The organism is Alkalispirochaeta alkalica DSM 8900 (assembly GCF_000373545.1).
Classification (GTDB): Bacteria; Spirochaetota; Spirochaetia; order DSM-27196; family Alkalispirochaetaceae; genus Alkalispirochaeta; species Alkalispirochaeta alkalica.
Map to the genome: position 1 here is coordinate 1 of NZ_KB891691.1, position 17275 is coordinate 17275.

The 17275-nt window shown below is 60.4% G+C and carries 17 protein-coding genes; 16 read left to right on the forward strand and 1 reads right to left on the reverse strand.

The window, feature by feature from the left end:
* The first annotated feature begins 48 nt into the window (after positions 1 to 48).
* From B071_RS14920 to B071_RS14925, 3 genes are all read left to right on the forward strand, one after another.
* Positions 49 to 537, forward strand: a complete 489-nt coding sequence (locus B071_RS14920; RefSeq protein WP_498365785.1) for a methyl-accepting chemotaxis protein — start codon at positions 49 to 51, stop codon at positions 535 to 537.
* 131 nt (positions 538 to 668) lie between these two features.
* Entirely contained in the window at positions 669 to 1439 is a 771-nt protein-coding gene (csb2, locus tag B071_RS0100010) for a type I-G CRISPR-associated protein Csb2 (RefSeq protein ID WP_040586772.1), read from the forward strand.
* Positions 1440 to 1672: 233 nt separating this feature from the next.
* Complete coding sequence (locus tag B071_RS14925; protein ID WP_498365786.1) at positions 1673 to 3424, forward strand: methyl-accepting chemotaxis protein; 1752 nt, start codon at positions 1673 to 1675, stop codon at positions 3422 to 3424.
* A 19-nt stretch (positions 3425 to 3443) separates the two neighbouring features.
* On the opposite strand, the gene B071_RS0100020 is transcribed toward B071_RS14925, so the two are convergent.
* The gene (locus B071_RS0100020) at positions 3444 to 4796 is read right to left on the reverse strand and encodes an AraC family transcriptional regulator (protein WP_018525048.1); all 1353 of its coding nucleotides are present in this window, start codon (positions 4794 to 4796) and stop codon (positions 3444 to 3446) included.
* A gap of 1496 nt (positions 4797 to 6292) precedes the next feature.
* Between B071_RS0100020 and B071_RS20365 the strand changes: the two genes are divergently transcribed.
* From B071_RS20365 to ugpE, 13 genes are all read left to right on the forward strand, one after another.
* Complete coding sequence (locus B071_RS20365; RefSeq protein WP_438829506.1) at positions 6293 to 6970, forward strand: sensor histidine kinase; 678 nt, start codon at positions 6293 to 6295, stop codon at positions 6968 to 6970.
* 2029 nt (positions 6971 to 8999) lie between these two features.
* Positions 9000 to 9452 (forward strand): PTS sugar transporter subunit IIA, encoded by a 453-nt coding sequence (locus B071_RS0100040; RefSeq protein ID WP_438829507.1) that lies wholly within the window; start codon positions 9000 to 9002, stop codon positions 9450 to 9452.
* A 9-nt stretch (positions 9453 to 9461) separates the two neighbouring features.
* Positions 9462 to 9974, forward strand: coding sequence for a Na+/H+ antiporter subunit E (locus B071_RS0100045; protein WP_026244849.1), 513 nt, complete (start codon positions 9462 to 9464; stop codon positions 9972 to 9974).
* A 4-nt stretch (positions 9975 to 9978) separates the two neighbouring features.
* Positions 9979 to 10242, forward strand: a complete 264-nt coding sequence (locus B071_RS0100050; protein ID WP_026244850.1) for an MrpF/PhaF family protein — start codon at positions 9979 to 9981, stop codon at positions 10240 to 10242.
* Positions 10239 to 10541 carry a cation:proton antiporter gene (locus tag B071_RS0100055; RefSeq protein ID WP_018525055.1) on the forward strand — a complete coding sequence of 101 codons (303 nt, stop codon included), beginning with the start codon at positions 10239 to 10241 and terminating at the stop codon, positions 10539 to 10541. Before B071_RS0100050 ends, B071_RS0100055 begins: the two co-directional genes overlap by 4 nt.
* Positions 10538 to 10777, forward strand: a complete 240-nt coding sequence (locus tag B071_RS0100060) for a Na(+)/H(+) antiporter subunit B (RefSeq protein WP_018525056.1) — start codon at positions 10538 to 10540, stop codon at positions 10775 to 10777. Before B071_RS0100055 ends, B071_RS0100060 begins: the two co-directional genes overlap by 4 nt.
* Positions 10774 to 11052 (forward strand): hydrogen gas-evolving membrane-bound hydrogenase subunit E, encoded by a 279-nt coding sequence (locus tag B071_RS0100065; protein WP_018525057.1) that lies wholly within the window; start codon positions 10774 to 10776, stop codon positions 11050 to 11052. Before B071_RS0100060 ends, B071_RS0100065 begins: the two co-directional genes overlap by 4 nt.
* On the forward strand, positions 11049 to 11483 hold the full coding sequence (locus B071_RS0100070; RefSeq protein ID WP_018525058.1) for an MnhB domain-containing protein: 435 nt from the start codon (positions 11049 to 11051) through the stop codon (positions 11481 to 11483). Before B071_RS0100065 ends, B071_RS0100070 begins: the two co-directional genes overlap by 4 nt.
* Positions 11483 to 11854, forward strand: a complete 372-nt coding sequence (locus B071_RS14930; RefSeq protein ID WP_018525059.1) for a sodium:proton antiporter — start codon at positions 11483 to 11485, stop codon at positions 11852 to 11854. Before B071_RS0100070 ends, B071_RS14930 begins: the two co-directional genes overlap by 1 nt.
* Entirely contained in the window at positions 11844 to 13511 is a 1668-nt protein-coding gene (locus B071_RS0100080) for a complex I subunit 5 family protein (protein WP_018525060.1), read from the forward strand. The genes B071_RS14930 and B071_RS0100080 overlap by 11 nt, the downstream gene beginning before the upstream one ends.
* A gap of 483 nt (positions 13512 to 13994) precedes the next feature.
* Positions 13995 to 15338, forward strand: a complete 1344-nt coding sequence (gene ugpB / locus B071_RS0100085; protein WP_018525061.1) for a sn-glycerol-3-phosphate ABC transporter substrate-binding protein UgpB — start codon at positions 13995 to 13997, stop codon at positions 15336 to 15338.
* Positions 15339 to 15507: 169 nt separating this feature from the next.
* Entirely contained in the window at positions 15508 to 16392 is an 885-nt protein-coding gene (gene ugpA / locus B071_RS0100090; protein WP_018525062.1) for a sn-glycerol-3-phosphate ABC transporter permease UgpA, read from the forward strand.
* 11 nt (positions 16393 to 16403) lie between these two features.
* Entirely contained in the window at positions 16404 to 17261 is an 858-nt protein-coding gene (ugpE, locus tag B071_RS0100095) for a sn-glycerol-3-phosphate ABC transporter permease UgpE (RefSeq protein WP_018525063.1), read from the forward strand.
* Positions 17262 to 17275 lie beyond the last annotated feature (14 nt).

Sequence of the window (17275 nt, forward strand, 5' to 3'; positions counted from 1 at the left end):
GCCATCGAGGCGGCCCACGCCGGGGAATACGGCCGGGGCTTTGCCGTGGTGGCCGCCGAGATCCGCAAGCTCGCCGAGGAGGCCGGGGCGCAGTCCCGGGCGATCGGTCAGGAGCTCTCGGCGGTCTCCTCGTCGATCCAGGAAGCCGTGACCTCGGCCGAGGATGTCTCGGGAGCCTTCGCGGCGGTCCACAGCCGGATCCGGGAGGTGGNCGAGAACGAGGGGCAGATNCGNANCGCCATGGAGGAACAGAGCGCCGGGAGCGTGCAGATCCTGAAGGCCCTGGAGCAGATATCGGCGGTNACCGATTCCGTTCACGAGGGGTCGGGCGAGATCGTCCAGGCCAGCCGGGTGATGCTGGAAGAGATGGTGCGCCTGCAGGATATAACCCAGCAGCTGAGTAACGGCATGCAGGAGATGAAGTCCGGTTCCGACGAGATCCGGCAGGCCGTGACCGCCGTGGAAGAAATGAGCGGCAAGAACGGCGAGGGTATTGCCCGGGTCAAGGGTATTGTAGACCGGTTTATTGTGGAGTAGCGACAGTGGCCTCAACACAGCATCTTTTTTGTGAGTCCGGAACTGAGATAGTCCCCGAAGATGGTCCCGGCCCGTCTGGTCCCTCCNTTCTCCGGACTCCGGGGACCGTTTTTTCTCCCCGAATTATTGCCATGGAGAAAACCTGCGGGAGGGATCTTTCCGTGTCGCAGACAATGCTCCTCTCCCAAGCCCTGCGGGCCACCCTCATCCCGCTGGCCGAAGAACGGTCCCAGCGGGCCAGGGAGCTGGCCTCGGGGCACGAACGGAACGGGTCGCCCCTGAGGGAGACCCACGTAGCGTATATCCCTCTGTGTGAACCCCGGGGAAGGGCAGGAGCGTTGATGATACGCGGTGCGGCTCTGGTTCTTCCCGAAGCGCTCGAGCCGGAGGAGGAAGAAGAACTTCGGTCGGTGCTGATGTCAGCGGCCCGGGGAGAGCGGGGAATTCTCCTGACCCTGGGAAGACTCGGGCTGTTCGGGCTCAAACCGCTTCAGGAGGGTGGGCAGGAGGTGTCTCAGGGAAGTTCCGGGATGACCCCGGAAGATCCCCGTGACCTGCGATCCTGGACGGGCCCCTCCCAGGTCTGGGACAGCATTACCCCCGTGGTGATGGACAGNAGGCAGAGGGGGCGCCACATCCACCCCGACGAATGGGCCAGGCAGCAGATAAGAACACTCTGCACGAAGATAGGGTTGCCCGAACCCGAGGAAGTTCTGGTCGATACCGTCCCCTTCTATCCCGGATCGCTCGAGGTGAAGCGATTCCCTCCGATCCGCCTCAAGGATGGGAGNAGTCGCAGAATGGTTCATGTGCGGTGTGTCTTCGGGAGAATGGTTCGGGGGCCACTCCTGCTGGGATCGGGGCGATTTCGCGGTTACGGGCTGTGCAAGCCCCGGCGATGAAAAGGATGGNTGCACCCCCTGGGGTCGTTGCAAAGGATGAATATTGTGGTCACCGATTTTTGTGACCATTGATTTTCTGATTCGAGAGGAGCTCGGTGATTATGTACAGGTTCAGGTCTCTCCGGGGACGCATGATGACGTGTTTTGGAGGAGCTGCTGTCCTTCTTTTTTCTTTTATGGGGGGTGTCCTGCTCTGGCAGATGGTCAGAATCCAGGGAGAGACGATCCGGGAAATGTCCCGGGAAATCGTTTCGGCCCGTGGGGCCGAGACGGGNCGGTGGCTCGGGGGGAATATCGATCTGGTTCAGCAGTATTCCCTGCAACCGGTGTTTCGCCGGGGAACGATCGAGGAGATCCGTGCCTATCTGCTGGATCTTCACCCCGATCTGCCGGAGGATCTGGAAAACCTCAGCTTTGTCGATACCCGGGGGGATCTGATTACCAGTCAGGATGTGAGGGGGAACCTGCTGGACCGGGGATACATTCAGGACATTTTCTCCCGGGGCAACCGGTACTCCGTAAGTAACGCCTTGGTCAGCAGAAGCACGGGAAATCCCTTTGTGGCGATAGCCTGCGAGGTTCGTGATGACCGGGGGGATCTGGTGGGGGCCGTTATTGCCTCGGTTGCACTGATGGATCTGAGTGCGATAACAATGGACATGCACTTCGGGCAGGAGGGTTTCGGTGCGGTTGTGGATGGCCAGGGAATGGTTATCGGTCATCCGAATCCCGATCTGGTGATGGAGCTGAATGTGATGGACGCGCCGGGGTACGTGAATCTTGACCGGGTGGGGGAGCGGATTCTGCGGGGAGAATCGGGACGGGAGGAATTTGCCCGACCCGACGGCACCAGAATGCAGGCAATTTTTTCGCCGATTCCCGCTTCTCCTGGATGGGGGATGGTATATCTCCTGCCGTTCCGGGACCTGAACGCACCGATTTATCGCATGGTGGCGGCAATCATACCGCTGATCCTGATGGCCCTGACGGGAATTATTCTGGTGGGACGGCTTCTCGCGGGATGGGTGGGGACCCACGTGTACGAGGCGGCTGATTTCATGGATCATCTGGCCTCGGGAGACCTGACCCAGGAGGTGGAGGAGAAGGATCTGGCCTTGCAGGACGAGATCGGCACCATGGCCCACGCCTTCGACCGGATGAACAAGACGCTCCGGGAGGTTGTAGCCAGTATTCAGGGGTGCTCCGGAAGAGTCTCGTCGGGAAGCGGAACGGTCCTTGCGATCGGTCAGGATACGGCCCAGGGGTCCCGTCAGATGGCCTCTATCGCCGAGCAGTTATCCCAGAGCGCTTCGGAACAGGCCGCCTCGGTGGAAGAGGTCTCGGCCTCGATGGAGCAGATCGCGGCCAATATTCGCCAGAGTTCGGACAATGCTGCAGCAACGGAGAAAATAGCCCGGGAATCGGCCCAATCTGCCCGGGAGGGAGGGGTAGCAGTCCAGGCGACGGTGGAGGCCATGAAAAGAATTGCAGAAAAAATCTCCGTTATCGAGGATATCGCCCGGGAGACCAATATGCTCTCCCTGAATGCTGCGATCGAGGCCGCCCGGGCAGGAGAGAATGGAAAGGGCTTTGCTGTCGTTGCTTCCCAGGTGAGAAAACTTGCAGAAAACTCTGCCATAGCGGCCCGGGAGATTCGCACGGTGAGTACCGACTCTGTGGCGACCGCCGAGGAAGCCCGGAAGGTTCTGGAGATCATGGTTCCCAATATTGGACATACGGCCGATCTGGTGCAGGAAATATCCGCCTCCAGNCGGGAGATGAGCCAGGGTGCCACCTCGGTGAGTGATGCCCTGGTACAGCTGGATCAGCTGGTTCAGCAAACCGCCTCGGCCTCCGAAGAAGTCGCCGCTACCAGCGAGGAGCAGTCAGGCCAGAATGCCGCCCTGGCAGAGGCCGCCCNGGAGTTGCGTGATCAGGCCGAAGAGCTGGAGCAGGTTGTTTCCCGGTTCCGCGTCTCGTCGTGAGGCTGCGGGCCTTCCCCGGTTATTCTGTGGACCAGGGGGAAGGCGGGGCCCAGGATTTTTTCCGGAACTCCGAGGGCGCGCAGCCATAGCACTTTCTGAAAGTTGCGTTAAAACAGGACTTGGAGCGGAACCCCGACATGTGTGATATCTCCGTGAGGGGCGTGGTTCGGTGCGAGGGGGCGGTGAGCAGTTTTCGTGCGTAGTCTGCACGATAGCCGTTCAGGCAATGGGTGAACCNTTGTCCCAGGACGCTGTTGATCGCGTAGGAAAGATGGTGAGCCGGGACATCCAGTTCCTGGGCCAGGTCAGTTGGCGAGAGGAGGGGGTCCAGGAAGGCCAGGGTTCTCCGGATATGCTCGTCGGCCTGGCGGGCCAGCTCCCGGGCGGCCGCTTCCGGCAGGGGAGCCCGATCGTCCGGTTCCCCTTCCTGGGCGCAACAGGTATCCGGGGGTGTCCCCGGGGGGCCGGGACTGCCCGGATGAGGATCACCTCCGGAGGGGGGCTCCGTCTGGTTTGGAGCCCTCCGCCCCGTCTCCGCCGGTGAGGACGGCACAGGTGCTGATTCTGGCCGGACAGGTTCCGGCCCGGGGTCTCTCGGGTGGAGCAGGAGGGTCCCGTGGCGGATTCCCTGATACGCCAGGAGATGGATCAGAACAAAGAGCAACGCCTCGTTCGTTCTCCGTATAAAAAGAATGATATCCGGCGAGGCCCCGAGGATGAAGGCTCCCGTCATGAGAGTGAAGAGCCCCAACACTACCGCCACAGCCATCACGATATTGCCGAGCCACGAAAGCTCATCCCTGCGGGAGCCTCCTCCAGGGGAGACCAGGCGGGGACGGCGGCTGGACCGATGGATAACCACCAGCGTAGAGGCCAGGTAGATGAGAAGGTGGAAAATCTGGAGAATGATCCCCAGGGGATAGAGGGAACAGAGCCAGCGACCCTGCTCCCAGAAAAGAATCTGCGCTGTTCCTCCGGCCCTCATCAGGGGAACCTGGGAGGCCAGGTGAAGGCAAAAGGGCGCCATGTGGAGCGCTGCCCTGACACGCGAGAAGGCGGGGCGTCCCAGAAGCGCTCGGGCAAAACCGAAGATAACCGGGCCGTAGAGGAAACGGAACGAGAGAGAGAGGGGCAGAAGGTGGGGGACCACCCGGTAGGAGAGGCTGTCCTGATACCAGGCTGAGGTGAACCCCCCGGAGAGGCTGAGAAAAAGCGCCAGGATCCAGGGCGCTGCGTTATAATGAGGAGTCCCCCGGGGGTGTGCGCGATAGGTCCTCCAGGAGAGCAGGCCGAAGATAAGGCAGTTTGTGCTTCCCAGAAGGGAGACCGCGCTGAAAGCAATCAGACCGGTTGGTGGAGCAGGGTGTGTCATGGGATAATTCCTGAAACCCTCCCGAAGGGCCTTCCGGGCAGGCCTTCGGGAGAGACCGGCCACACCCCGGGGAGAATTAATTTGCGGTTTATCATGGCGGAAATTACAAAAACAAACGTCCTGGATTGTCGGCGCGCACGTCCCGGGGAGCAATCATCTCCTCCTTTGTCTGACAACGCAGGACATAATCTTTTCAGTCCGGTAATAATGATCCTCCCGACGGGTTCTATTGTACAGGAGGTTTCGTGATAAAGGGCTGGAATATTCGATGGATTACGAGCATNCCCTTCTTCGCTCTCATCGCCCTGGGGTTCATCTCGGGNTGGGCCCTCTATCTTGCGGGTTCACGGGCGGTTGTCCGCGATCTGGTGCGGGAGCTTTCCCGCGAGACGGCCCTCTCCGTGGCCAGGGAACTCTCGTCCTTTCTGGAATCGGCCCGGCAGATATCGGAGGTGAACGCGAGCTATCTGGAGAATCTCCCCGCAGAGTGGCCTCTGAAAGAAGAGATCCAGGAGGTTTTTCTGCAGCAGATCGAGCGCTGTCCTGCCCTGGGCCTCGCCTCGGTGGGGTATCTGGACGGCGAGTACTACGAGGTGCAAAGGCAGTTCGATGGTTCCCTGCGTTTTGGCTACGCCGGAAGAGAGTCGGCGGGGGGGCTCGTCTTCAGATCTCCCGGGGAGCCACCGCCCCGGGGATCTTCCGGCAACCCCGGAGGTGCCCCCCTTTCCCGTCCCTCCCCGGGGGAGGTCTCCGGCTTCGAGCCCTACGATCCCAGGGAGCGACCCTGGTTCAAGGGCGCCCGCGCCGCCGGAGGGCCGTTCTGGTCTGATGTGTATTCNCTCTGGTCCGATGGCGATCTGGTNATCACCTCGGCAGTGCCCTTTGAGGGCGAGCCCGGCGGGGTTACCTCGGTGGTACTCACCTTGGGACAGATTGGTGCATTCCTGGGGTCCCAGATACCTCCCGAGCGGGGGGTGATCCTGGTTTTTGACGAGGCGCGCAGAATCGTTGCCGCCTCGCGGGATTATCCCTCGCTCGAACCTCTGGCAGAGAGCGAAGACCCCCTGCTGAGGGCGATCGATTCCTGTTCCGAGGTGGAGTGGTTGCAGGGAGGAAATCGNCTTTCCCCGGCGGGATCTCCCCTGACGGTCCTCGTCCGGGGAGAACGGTTCCACGGTGCCCTGGCGTCCCTGGCTCCTCCTCCCATGAGGGAGAAGGGCCTTCCCCGCTGGAGTGTCGCCGTTTTTATCCAGGAGGGCTATTTTACCGCTCCCCTGATCGAGGCAGACCGCTTTGCGCTCTACGTAATGGGGGTGCTCTGTCTCTTCTTCTTTATCCTTGCCTTCGCCGTCGCCAGAGTAATCGCCTCTCCCATTCAGCGCCTTCAGGCCCTGACCGAGCAGATCGATATCAGGGACCCTCTGCCCTCGAAAGAACTGGAACAGCTCGGGCTCTTCCGCAACGAGGTGGGTTCGCTGGCGCGGAGTATTCTTGGCATGAACGCCCGGCTTCACCAGGACTACGCTATCATCCAGGCAACCCTGCNGGAGAAGGAGAGTCTGCTCCGCGAGGTGCACCATCGGGTCAAGAATAATNTGCAGATCGTCTCGAGCCTGCTGAGTCTCCAGAGCTCCGGAGCCGACCAGAACGAGGAGCTTCAGCAGCTTCTGGAGACCTGCCAGAATCGTCTTCACGTGATGGCCTCGGTACACGATCTGGCTTGTGGCGCNGACGATGTTGCGGCGATCAAGATGGAGGAGTACCTCGCCAGGGTGGTTGCCTGCAGCCCGGTGCGGCAGGGAGTAACAATAGACATCAGTGCCAGGGGAGTTTTCCTCCCCCTGGGNGCAGCTCTGCCCTGCGGACTGATCGCCCACGAACTCACGGAAAATGCCCTCCGCTACGCCTTCCCCGGGGGGCGCCGTGGCCGGGTTCTCCTGGAGATGTGCCGACGAAAGGGAGAGTGTGTTCTCTCCGTGAAGGATGACGGCATCGGGATTCCTCCCGAAAAAGCGCCCGGGTGTTATCGCGAGGGCCTCGGGTTTGCCCTGGTGAACGTCCTGGCCGAGCAGCTCGGTGCCCGTGTGCAGAGAGAGACCGGGCAGGGTGTGACCGTGACCATTTCCTTCTCTGCTTCTTCCTTTTCTCCCGTCTCTTCTTTTGTCGGCCGTTGACCGATAATGATTCTCCCGGTATGATGGTTCCGAAAGCGGGTTAATCGCCAGGTGCCCGGGCTCGCCGAGTCCGGGCTGCCAGAGTCCGGGCCCGCCAGCACACTCAGGGAGGGCGTAATGGAGCATCCAAAGATTATACAAGGCGGCATGGGAGTTGGAGTTTCTGACTGGCGGCTCGCTCGCGCCGTTGCGATAGAGGGGGCTCTGGGGGTCGTCTCGGGGACGGCCCTGGACATCCTTCTCACCCGGCGGCTTCAGCAGGGGGATCCCGGCGGTCACATGAGACGGGGCCTGGAGGCCTTCCCCGATCAGGAGGTGGTCCGACGTATCCTGGATCGCTATTACCGGGAGGAGGGAACTCCCGAGTTTCATCGCTTTCTGAATCCTCCCATGATTACCGTGGACCCCTCTCCTGAGGTGGAAGAGCTTCTGGTGGCAGCCAACTTTGTCGAGGTTTATCTCGCCAGGGAGGGGCACTCCGGAGCGGTGGGTGTAAACTTTCTGGAGAAGATTCAGCTTCCCAACCCCGCCGCGATCTACGGTGCCATGCTGGCTGGTGTCGATTACGTTCTCATGGGAGCGGGAATTCCCCTGGAGATTCCCGGGTTGCTCGACGCCTACGCCCGGGGCGAGGCTGGTTCGATCACCCTCGCCCTGGATGGCGCCGAAAAAGGCGAGACCCTTCANCGGCGGTTTGACCCCGCCCGGGTTCTCTCGTCGCCGCCGGCCCGGATGAAGCGGCCCGCCTTCCTTTCCATCGTCTCGTCCAACGTCCTCGCCCAGACCATGGTCTCCCGGGCCTCGGGGACGGTGGACGGAATTATCGTGGAGGATCACACGGCAGGGGGGCATAATGCTCCGCCCCGGGGACCCTTGCATCTGAACGACGAGGGAGAGCCCCTGTATGGCTCCAAGGATCAGGTCGACACCGGCCGAATGGCAAAGATGGATGTTCCCTTCTGGATGGGCGGTTCCTGCAGCAACGAGGACTCCCTGAAGCGGTGTCAGGAGGCAGGAGCGCAGGGCATCCAGGTGGGGACACTCTTTGCCTTTTGTCGCGAGTCGGGGTTCCTCCCGGAACTGAAAAAGAAGTTTCTTCAGGCTGTGGAGGCAGGCAGGATGCGCGTCCTGACCCATCCCGGTGCTTCCCCCACGGGTTATCCCATAAAGATGGCGCTTTTGGAAGGAACAATAGCCGAGGCCGAGCTCTTTTCCCTGCGGAAACGGGTATGTAATCTGGGGCTTCTGCGNCACCTCTACAAGAAGGACGATGGTAGCCCGGGGTACCGTTGCCCGGCTGAAGACCCCCAAATCTTCGCGGGCAAGGGGGGCGATCCCGAAGTGGCCCGGGAGGCCCGGTGCCTGTGCAACGCCCTCATGGCGGCGGTTGGAGCCGCCATGGAGTACGCCGGGGGATATCTGGAAAAACCCCTGCTGGTCCCGGGAGAATACCTGGATTCGTTGCGGGTGTTGATCCGGAAGATCGGTCTGGACTACACGGCGGCCGATGTGATCCGCTTTCTGGACTCGGGCCGGGGAGACAGCACGATCTCGGCTTGATCCTGCCTCCGGCCCGGCTGGCCCTGGGGGAGTCCTCCCGGGGGCAGGGGGCTGTGCGGGGCGGAGACCGGGCAGCGGTAGCAAAGAAACCGGAACTTGGCTATGCTGGTCCCGTGAAGCTGGTCGTTTTTATCCTGAATAATGAAGATCTCCTGGAGCGCGTTCTCGAGGCCTANGTCGAGGCGGGCATTCAAGGTGCCACGATTCTCGATTCCGAGGGCATGGGGCGCTTCCTTTCCTACGAGGTTCCTCTCTTCGCCGAGTTTCGCCGGTTCATGAAGGGGAACAAACCCTACAACAAGACGATTATCTCGGTTGTTCCCGATGCAGAGGNCATACCCCGGCTGGAATCGCTCCTGGACCAGGTGGTGGGGGGGCTCTCCTCGGGAGGAACGGGGATATTCTTTACCNTTCCCGTAGACTACGCTGCGGGCCTTATCGACCATTCCCGGGAGGGGGCAGAACCATGATGATTTCCTCGCTTCTTGAGGTCCAGGCGATCGAGCTCGATTTCGGAAAACGCCGCCGNCAGCAGATCGTGGAGCGCCTTGTGGAGCTCGCTGCCGGGGTCGATCCCCTGGAANACCAGGCGTCCCTTGTCCGGGAGATCCTGCAGCGGGACAGCGAGGTCAGCACGGCCATCGGCGATGGTGTGGCGATTCCCCACAAGCTGACTCCCCTGGTTTCCAGACCCCAGGCAGCGTTTCTTCAGACCCGGAAGGGCGGGCATTTTTCATCCCCCGACGGAATACCGGTGCGGCTCTTCTTCCTCCTCCTGGCACCGGAAGGGGCCGTGAACGAGCACCTGAGAACCCTGAGCACGCTCGCCCGGATCCTTCACGACGCCCGTTTCAGGGAAGCCCTGCTCGATGCAGAAGAACCCCAGGAGGTGCTCGAGATGATCCGGTCCCGCGAGGGATAAGTGCCTGCCATGAGAAGTTCCACGAAATGGGCAATTGTCCGGGTATGTATTACCACCTGCTATCTCTTTGCAGGGTGGTTGCTCTTTACGGGGAGCCTCGACAGGGAGTCTCTCTTTCTGGGTGTGGTCTGTTCTCTGCTGGTGGCACTCCTGACCTTCGATTCCTTCATCGTTGAGACCGAGGTAGCCTGGAGAAGNCTCGTCCCGAGGCTNCACTGGGGGGNCTCCTATCTTCTGCTGCTCCTCTGGAAGATCTATCAATCCAGCTTTGCCATGGCCTGGATCATGGTGAGCGGTTCCTTCCGGCCCCGGGTGGTTCATTTCAGGACGCGCCTGCGCAGCGATATCGCCCGGGCGATGCTGGCTACATCGATCACCCTGACACCGGGCACGGTGGCGCTGGAGATGGATGAAGATCATCTGGTGGTCCACTGGATGAAGGCCACCACCTCCCACAGTCGTCACGCCGGGGCGCTGATCACGGGAAATCTCGAGAAAATCCTGCGGCGTTTGTGGGGGTAGATGGATGGACCCGGTGAAGATCCTGATCTACATCTTTTCTGCAACCACGGCCCTTTCCATGGTCCGCGTTGTTCTGGGGCCCACCGTAGCAGACCGCATGGTGGGACTCACCGTGGTGGCCTCCCAGGTGCTGGGGCTGCTGGTGCTGATCGCCGTCGACCGGAAGCTCACCTTCTATCTCGATGTGGCTCTGGTCTACGATATTTTCGGGTTCATTGGTATTCTTGCCATCACCCGGTATGTAGGGAACCGGGAGGCACACCTGTGATCGCCACAATCCTGGGGTGGTTCTTTTTCATTTTGGCGGGATTCTTTGCGGTTCTGGGAACGTTCGGGGTTCTCTTCATGCCCGATGTCTACAGCCGTCTTCAGGCGGGTGCCCTGAGCGGGACAACGGCAGTGGTTTCCCTCCTGATCGGTTCTATCTTCTGGGTTGATCCCGGACCCCTCACGGGGCGGCTCGTGGTACTGCTGCTCTTCTTCCTGGTCTCGAGTCCCACGGCGACGCATATCATCGGGCGCTACGCCTGGCGGGAACGTATTGTTCCCTGGCGGGGGGCGCGATGATCGAACTTCTTCTCTCGATCCAGTTGATCATCGCTGTCCTCGCCGTGACGGCCCGGAAAGAGCTGGCCGGGGTTCTCGCCCTGGGTCTCTTCAGCCTGGTGAGCACGGTACTCTTCTATCTGATGGAGGCCCCCGATGTGGCCCTCACCGAGGCAGCCGTCGGTGCCGGTGTCACGACGCTGATCTTTGTCTGGGTCCTCCGGCATACCCGATCTGTCTCGGGGAGGGTCCGGTGAGGGGGGTCCCGCGAATTCTTCTGGTCCTGACGCTTCTGGTGCTTCTTGGCTGGGTTCTCCTGGCTGCGCTGGTTCCCTCGGGACACGAGGCTGTCGGAGCGGGGCGTGCGGGGTTTCTGGGGGAGAGCGAGCAGTCCACGGGGGCGATCAACCTGGTGAGCGCGATCTATCTTGCCTTTCGTGCCTACGATACCATGGGTGAAGCGATCGTTCTCATGCTTGCCGTGGCGGGCGTGAGCTTTTTTGCCGGTTCCGGGGCAGGGGGCAGGAAATGAATCGACGTACGGAACTGCTCGACGTGATCTCCCGCAAGCTGGCGCCCTTCGTGATGGTCTTCGGGTTGTATCTCGTTGCCTACGCCCACCGTTCTCCCGGGGGTGGGTTTCAGGGAGGGGTGGTGATCGCTTCGGCGGTGATTCTGCTGGCCCTGGGTCGGGATATCTACGATGTGGAACGGCTGTTTCCCCTGAGGGCTCTCCATTTTGTGGAAGTTTTTGCCTTTCTTCTCTTTCTGGCGGTTGCCCTGGGCGGCGCCCTTTTCTGGGCTGGTATCTTTTCCTATCCCCCGGCAGGCGGTCAGGAGCAGCTCGGCCTGCCCCCCCGACTGGTTCTCTCCACGCTGAACGCCCTTATCGGGGTCAAGGTGGGAAGCGGTGTGACGCTTCTCGCGCTTACGCTTTTTGAAGACGACCGGAGGCGACCCTGATGGTTCTGGCCGACGCGCTTCCCTGGTATCTTGTGGGGATGATCTTCCTGGTGGGGCTGGGAGGGCTGCTTCTCAATCGGCGGGCCGTTTCCAAGGTGATCGCCCTGAACATTCTCAACAACGCCCTGGTTCTGATCTTTATCCTTCAGGGAAAGAGGGCGGGCCGGGACGCGCCCATTCTCTTCGGGGGCCAGGAGGTTCCCGTCGATCCCCTGGTGCAGGCTCTGATGCTCACGGCCATCGTGGTGGGGGTCTGCGTTACCGCCTTGCTGCTGGTGCTGATTCAGTGCATTTTTGATGTCACGGGAACTACCGATCTTCCCGAGATCGAGCGGTTTTTTCGCAGGGAGGAGCGGGGCCGTGGGAGGTGATCAGGGGTTGCTCCTGCCCGTTCTTCTCCCCCTGGTTGGGGCGGCTCTGGCGCTTCTCGCCGAGACCTGGCACGCCCGGCGGGCAGGGTTCACCTTCGCCCTGACGGGGATCTTCGCGGGCTGTGCAGCCTTTCTTGTTCTGGCCCTTCGGGCCTGGTGGTCGGGATCCCTTCCCCTGGAGGGCGTGGCTGGTGGATGGGCTCCCGAGACGGGAATCCTCCTGATCCTCGATCTTCCGGCGGCGTTCTTTGGCCCGCTTCTCTACGGGATAAGTCTGGTCATTCTTCTCTTCGCCACGGCCGACCGTTCCCTGGGGTGTCTTTTTGCCGCTGTTTTTTCCGTAGCCGTGGCGGGAGCAGGCGGGGTGGTTCTGGCAGGGGATCTTTTTAATATCTTTGTTTTCTTTGAGGTGCTCTCGCTCTGCGCGGCCATTCTGATTGCCTTCCAGGGACGGGCCAGTGCAATGTACGCTGCCTTCCGCTACCTCGTGACGGGTGCTGTATGCATCGCTTTTTACCTGCTGGGGCTCTTTTTCCTGTATCGGGCTACGGGAGAGCTGGGGTTGACTCCTTTGGTGGCGCAGATATCCCGTGCTGGTGAACTGGCTGCCCCGGTTCGCCTCGGTCTGGCCTGCATGATCGGGGGGGTCGCCATGAGGGTCGCTCTGGTGCCCTTCCACGGATGGTTGCCCTCGGCCCATGGCGAGGCGCCCACGGCGGTATCGGCCTTTCTCTCGGGAGTGCTTCTGAAAACGGGGCTGGTCGTTCTCTACCGCCTCCTGTTGGTGCTTCAGGCCGGGGCAGGGCAGCCCCTGGTGCAGGCCCTCCTCTGGATGGGGGTGGTCTCGGCCTTTCTGGGGGCCTGGGCTGCCCTGTTTCAGCGCGATGTGAAGCATCTGCTCGCCTATAGCTCCATCTCCCAGCTGGGGTACGTTACGGCGGCCCTCGCGGCGGGAGCCCTGGGTGCTGCGCTCTTTCACAGTGCGGCCCACGCGCTGTTCAAGAGTCTGCTCTTTCTTCTGGTGGGGCGCCTCGCCGAAAAACTGGGGACGCACGATCTCGGGGAGCTTCGCCAGAAAGGCGGATTCCGGGGTGCTTCGTTCCTGGAGATTCTCTCCTTTCTCGTTGCCCTGGCTGCCGTTACGGGTATTCCCGGGTTCAGCGGCTTTGCAGGGAAACAGCTGGTTCTGGCCGGTGTCGCCGGGGCGGGATCTGGCTTCCACGCCTGGGGGGCCTCGTGGATTCTGAAAGTTGCTGCTCTGGGAACGGTCGCCTCCTTTGGAACTCTCTCCCTGCTTCTCCTGGCGCCCGCAGCCGGGCAGCGAATCGCCGGGCCCTCCCTGCGGGAGCGGAGCGTCATGGTGATTTTTCTCTCGGCCATTCTGTTTCAGGGGTTGTTGAGGCTGGACCTTCTGAACGCCAAGGTTTCGCTGGAGGCGCTCATAACCCTGGGTGCCGGGGGGTGCGTGGTGGCCCTGCGGTGGGTGGCAGACTCCGGCCGAACCCCGGAGGAGGCCCTTCGAAGCGGAGAAGAGCGGAAGGGGTCTGTTCTTTCGGCTGTCTCCGGTTCTGCCGGAACCCTGATCCGGGCTTTGGGGAGTCTCGATGGTCTCGTGCTGGCCATGCTGACGGGATTTCTTGTTCTGCTTCATCTCTGACCATCGGACGGATTGCCGAAGGTGTTCTGATCCGGCGCAGTTCCCCCGACTTTCTATTACACTTTCTGGTACACCTTCTGGCGGGGAAAGCTCTCCTTCGGGGCATCCCTCGCCGGCCCGCAGGCGCGGGAGACAGATCCAGGGAGGCAGGTTCGAGTCCCCGGGGCGATGAAAAGGTTTTTTTTCTTGACGTACCGTTATTCCTGATTTAACATTTGATCAAGAGGATGTTGCTGGTTTTTGAAAGTTTCCAGCGAAAGCTCCGAAAAAGTCAAATGAGCTGATTTCTATTCGTTGTTTTTTGCGGAGCGAGAGGCGGCGAAGCGACGATTTCAGTATGTTATTTAATTTCTTAGTAGGATTAAGTAATTAATCTCCTTTGTGCTCACGCTGTGTTAACAATGGGCGCTTAGGTTGGGGTAGCCAATGCCGGAAAAGGCGTCATGGGGACGTGCTGCCGGAGAATCAGACAAGGAGGATTCGATGATACGAAAGCTGTTGTTCGTTGGTGTTTGTCTTGCCGGTGTGGCCGCTATGGCCTTTGCAGGGGGAGCGCGGGAGGAAGCCCGCCCCGACTATCCCATGGAGCTCGAGATGTGGATCGGTCTGGGTGGAGATCTGGGACAGCGGATCGAGGAAATGGCAGCTGATTTTAATAGCAGCCAGGATAAATACATAATCAACGTGGTGGAGCAGGGCGACTACGAGGAAGCCATGACCAGCGCGATCGCCGCGTACCGCGCGGGTAACCAGCCCCACATTCTGCAGGTCTACGAGGTGGGAACGGGAACCTTCATGGGAAGTCGCCAGGTTATCAAGCCCGTCTACGAGCTGATGGCTGAGGCGGGAATGCCCATGAACAAGGCCGATTACCTGTCCCAGGTCACTTCCTATTATTCGGACCTGGAAGGAAACATGCTCTCCTTCCCCTTCAACAGCTCCACACCGATCTTCTACTACAACGTGGAGGCCTTCCGGGAAGCAGGGCTGGATCCCCACGATCCCCCTTCGACCTGGCCCGAGGTAGCCGAGGCAGCGAAAAAACTGATGGCCACGGGCAACTATTCTGCAGGCTTTACCTTCCAGTGGCCCTCGTGGACGCAGATGGAGAACTTCTCTGCCTGGCATAATCTTCCCCTGGGAACCAAAGCAAACGGCATGCTGGGGTGGGATTCCGAACTGGTCTTCAACGACGAAGTTCGTGTCCGGCACCTGCAGCAACTGGCAGACTGGCAAAAAGAGGGTGTCTTTCAGTACGGTGGACGCCGTGGTGATGCAACTCCGCTCTTTACCTCCGGTGACGTGCCCATGTACATCGCCTCGTCTGCTGCCTACGCAGGGATCGCTCGCACGGCAGACTTCGAGTTCAGCGCCGGTTTTCTCCCCTACTGGCCCGACGTGGCGGGGGCTCCCCAGAACTCCATCATCGGTGGCGGGTCGCTCTGGGTAATGGGCGGTCACAGCGATGCAGAATACCGAGGAATCGCCGAGTTCTTCGCCTACCTGAGTTCTGCCGAGGTCCAGGCCGAGTGGCACCAGTTCAGCGGGTATCTTCCCGTGACCTATGCCGCTTGGGAGCTTTCCCGGGAGCAGGGCTTCTACGACAAGATCCCCATTCACAATACCGCTATTGCCCAGATCACCCTGAACCCCCCCACGGATCACTCCCGTGGTCTCCGGTTCGGCATGTTCCCCCAGATTCGCAACGTGATTCTGGACGGTATGGAAGCGGCCCTGACCGGAGAGATGACCGCCCAGCGGGCTCTGGACCAGGCTGTGTCGCGGGGTAACGCCCTGCTTCGCGAGTTCGAGCGAACTATTCAGTAGCGAAGAGCCTGTTGTATCTGCGCCGGGTTCCTCCTCTGTGGGGCAACCCGGTGGCCAAAACGATTTTTACAAGGGCGTGTTGCGTCCTGCCATGTCCAAGCCGGGGTCTCCTGGACCGTGGAGGTCCCGGCTTCTTTATCTTTTCTGAGCGTACGGAGGATCAATCCCCATGATGGGCAAGAGAGTTATTTTCAAAGAGAAGGGGCTGCCCTACCTGCTCATAGCACCGGAAGTCATTCTGGTTATGGCCTTCTTCATTTTTCCGGCCGCCCAGGCGTTGCTGCAGTCGGTGTTTCGGGAGGATGCCTTCGGCATTACCCGTGTTTTTGTCGGGCTTGAAAACTTTCAACGCGTGTTATCGGAGCCGCTTTATGTGCGGGCGATCTGGACAACCCTGGGGTTCGCCCTGTGCGTGGCAGCCTCTACCATGGCGATCGCCTTGTTTCTTTCGGCCCTGTCGACGGGAATAGGGAAGCGGGCTATTGTTTACCGGACAGTTATTATCGCCCCCTACGCGGTCGCGCCGCTTGTGGCGGGGGTTATGTGGTTTTTCCTCTTCAGTCCCTCGGTTGGTTTGATATCCTACGGCCTCCGCATGGTGGGGATCCGCTGGAATCACACGATCATTCCCGGGCAGGCCTTCTTTCTGGTGGTGCTGGCGGCCTCGTGGCAGCGGATCGCCTACAACTTTCTCTTCTACCTCGGTGGAATGCAAAGCATACCGGACTCACTCATCGAGAGCGCTGCGATCGACGGAGCCTCTCCGGCGGTGCGGTTCTGGAAGATTACCTTCCCGCTCCTCTCCCCCACGACTTTTTTCCTGGTGATCATGAACTTCATCTACACCTTCTTCGAGACCTTCCCCGTTATTCATCAGCTTACGCAGGGAGGACCCAGTAACGCCACGGCCACCATGGTATACCGGATCTACCGTGACGGCTTCCGTGGTCTTGATTTCGGGGGATCGGCGGCGCAGTCGGTGATTCTCATGGCCTTCGTGGTAACGGTGGTTGCCTTGCAGTTCCGTTTTGCGGAACGGAAAGTTGTGTACTAGGAGATAGGGCGATGATTACAGATCCTTTGCGAACCCGGGTATTCCGGCATACCTTTCTCTTGATCGGGTGCCTGGTGGTTATTTTTCCAATCTATATTACTTTTGTTGCGTCGACTCTGCGTCTGGAGGAGATCTTCCAGCGTCCCATGCCCTTCCTCCCGGGCGGGGAGTTGTTCAACAACTATTTCAGTGCCTTCTTTGTGGGGGGGCGGGGTCTGGGCGGCGCCCAGGGGATCGGTGCCATGGTGATGGTCCAGAACAGTGCCATCATGGCTGTGGGAATTACCGTGTCCAAGATAATTATCTCGCTCCTCTCCTCCTTCGGGATCGTCTTTTTCCGCTTTCCCGGTCGGGGTGTGGCCTTCTGGCTGGTACTCTTTACGCTCATGCTCCCCGTAGAAGTTCGTATCGTGCCCACCTATCAGATGGTTTCCGATATGGGGTTGCTCAATAGCTATCCCGGGCTGATCATGCCTCTGGCGGTCTCGGCCACGGCGACATTCCTCTTTCGTCAGTACTTCATGACCATACCGGATGAGCTGATAGAAGCGGCAAAGATGGACGGGGCCACCCCCATGAGATTTTTCCGTTCCATCCTGGTTCCCATGTCGCGGACACCTATTGCAACGCTCGTGGTGATCCAGTTTGTCTACGGCTGGAACCAGTATCTCTGGCCCCTGATCGCCACGACGGAGCGGCGTTTCTGGACGCTCATGATCGGTCTGAGCCGGATGCTGGCCACGGCCGACCATCAGGCGGACTGGCATATCGTGATGGCTATTACCATCATCGCCATGATTCCCACGATCATTATCGTGCTGAGCATGCAGAAGCTTTTTGTGAAGGGGTTGACGGAGTCTGAAAAATAGCTCACCACTCTCAT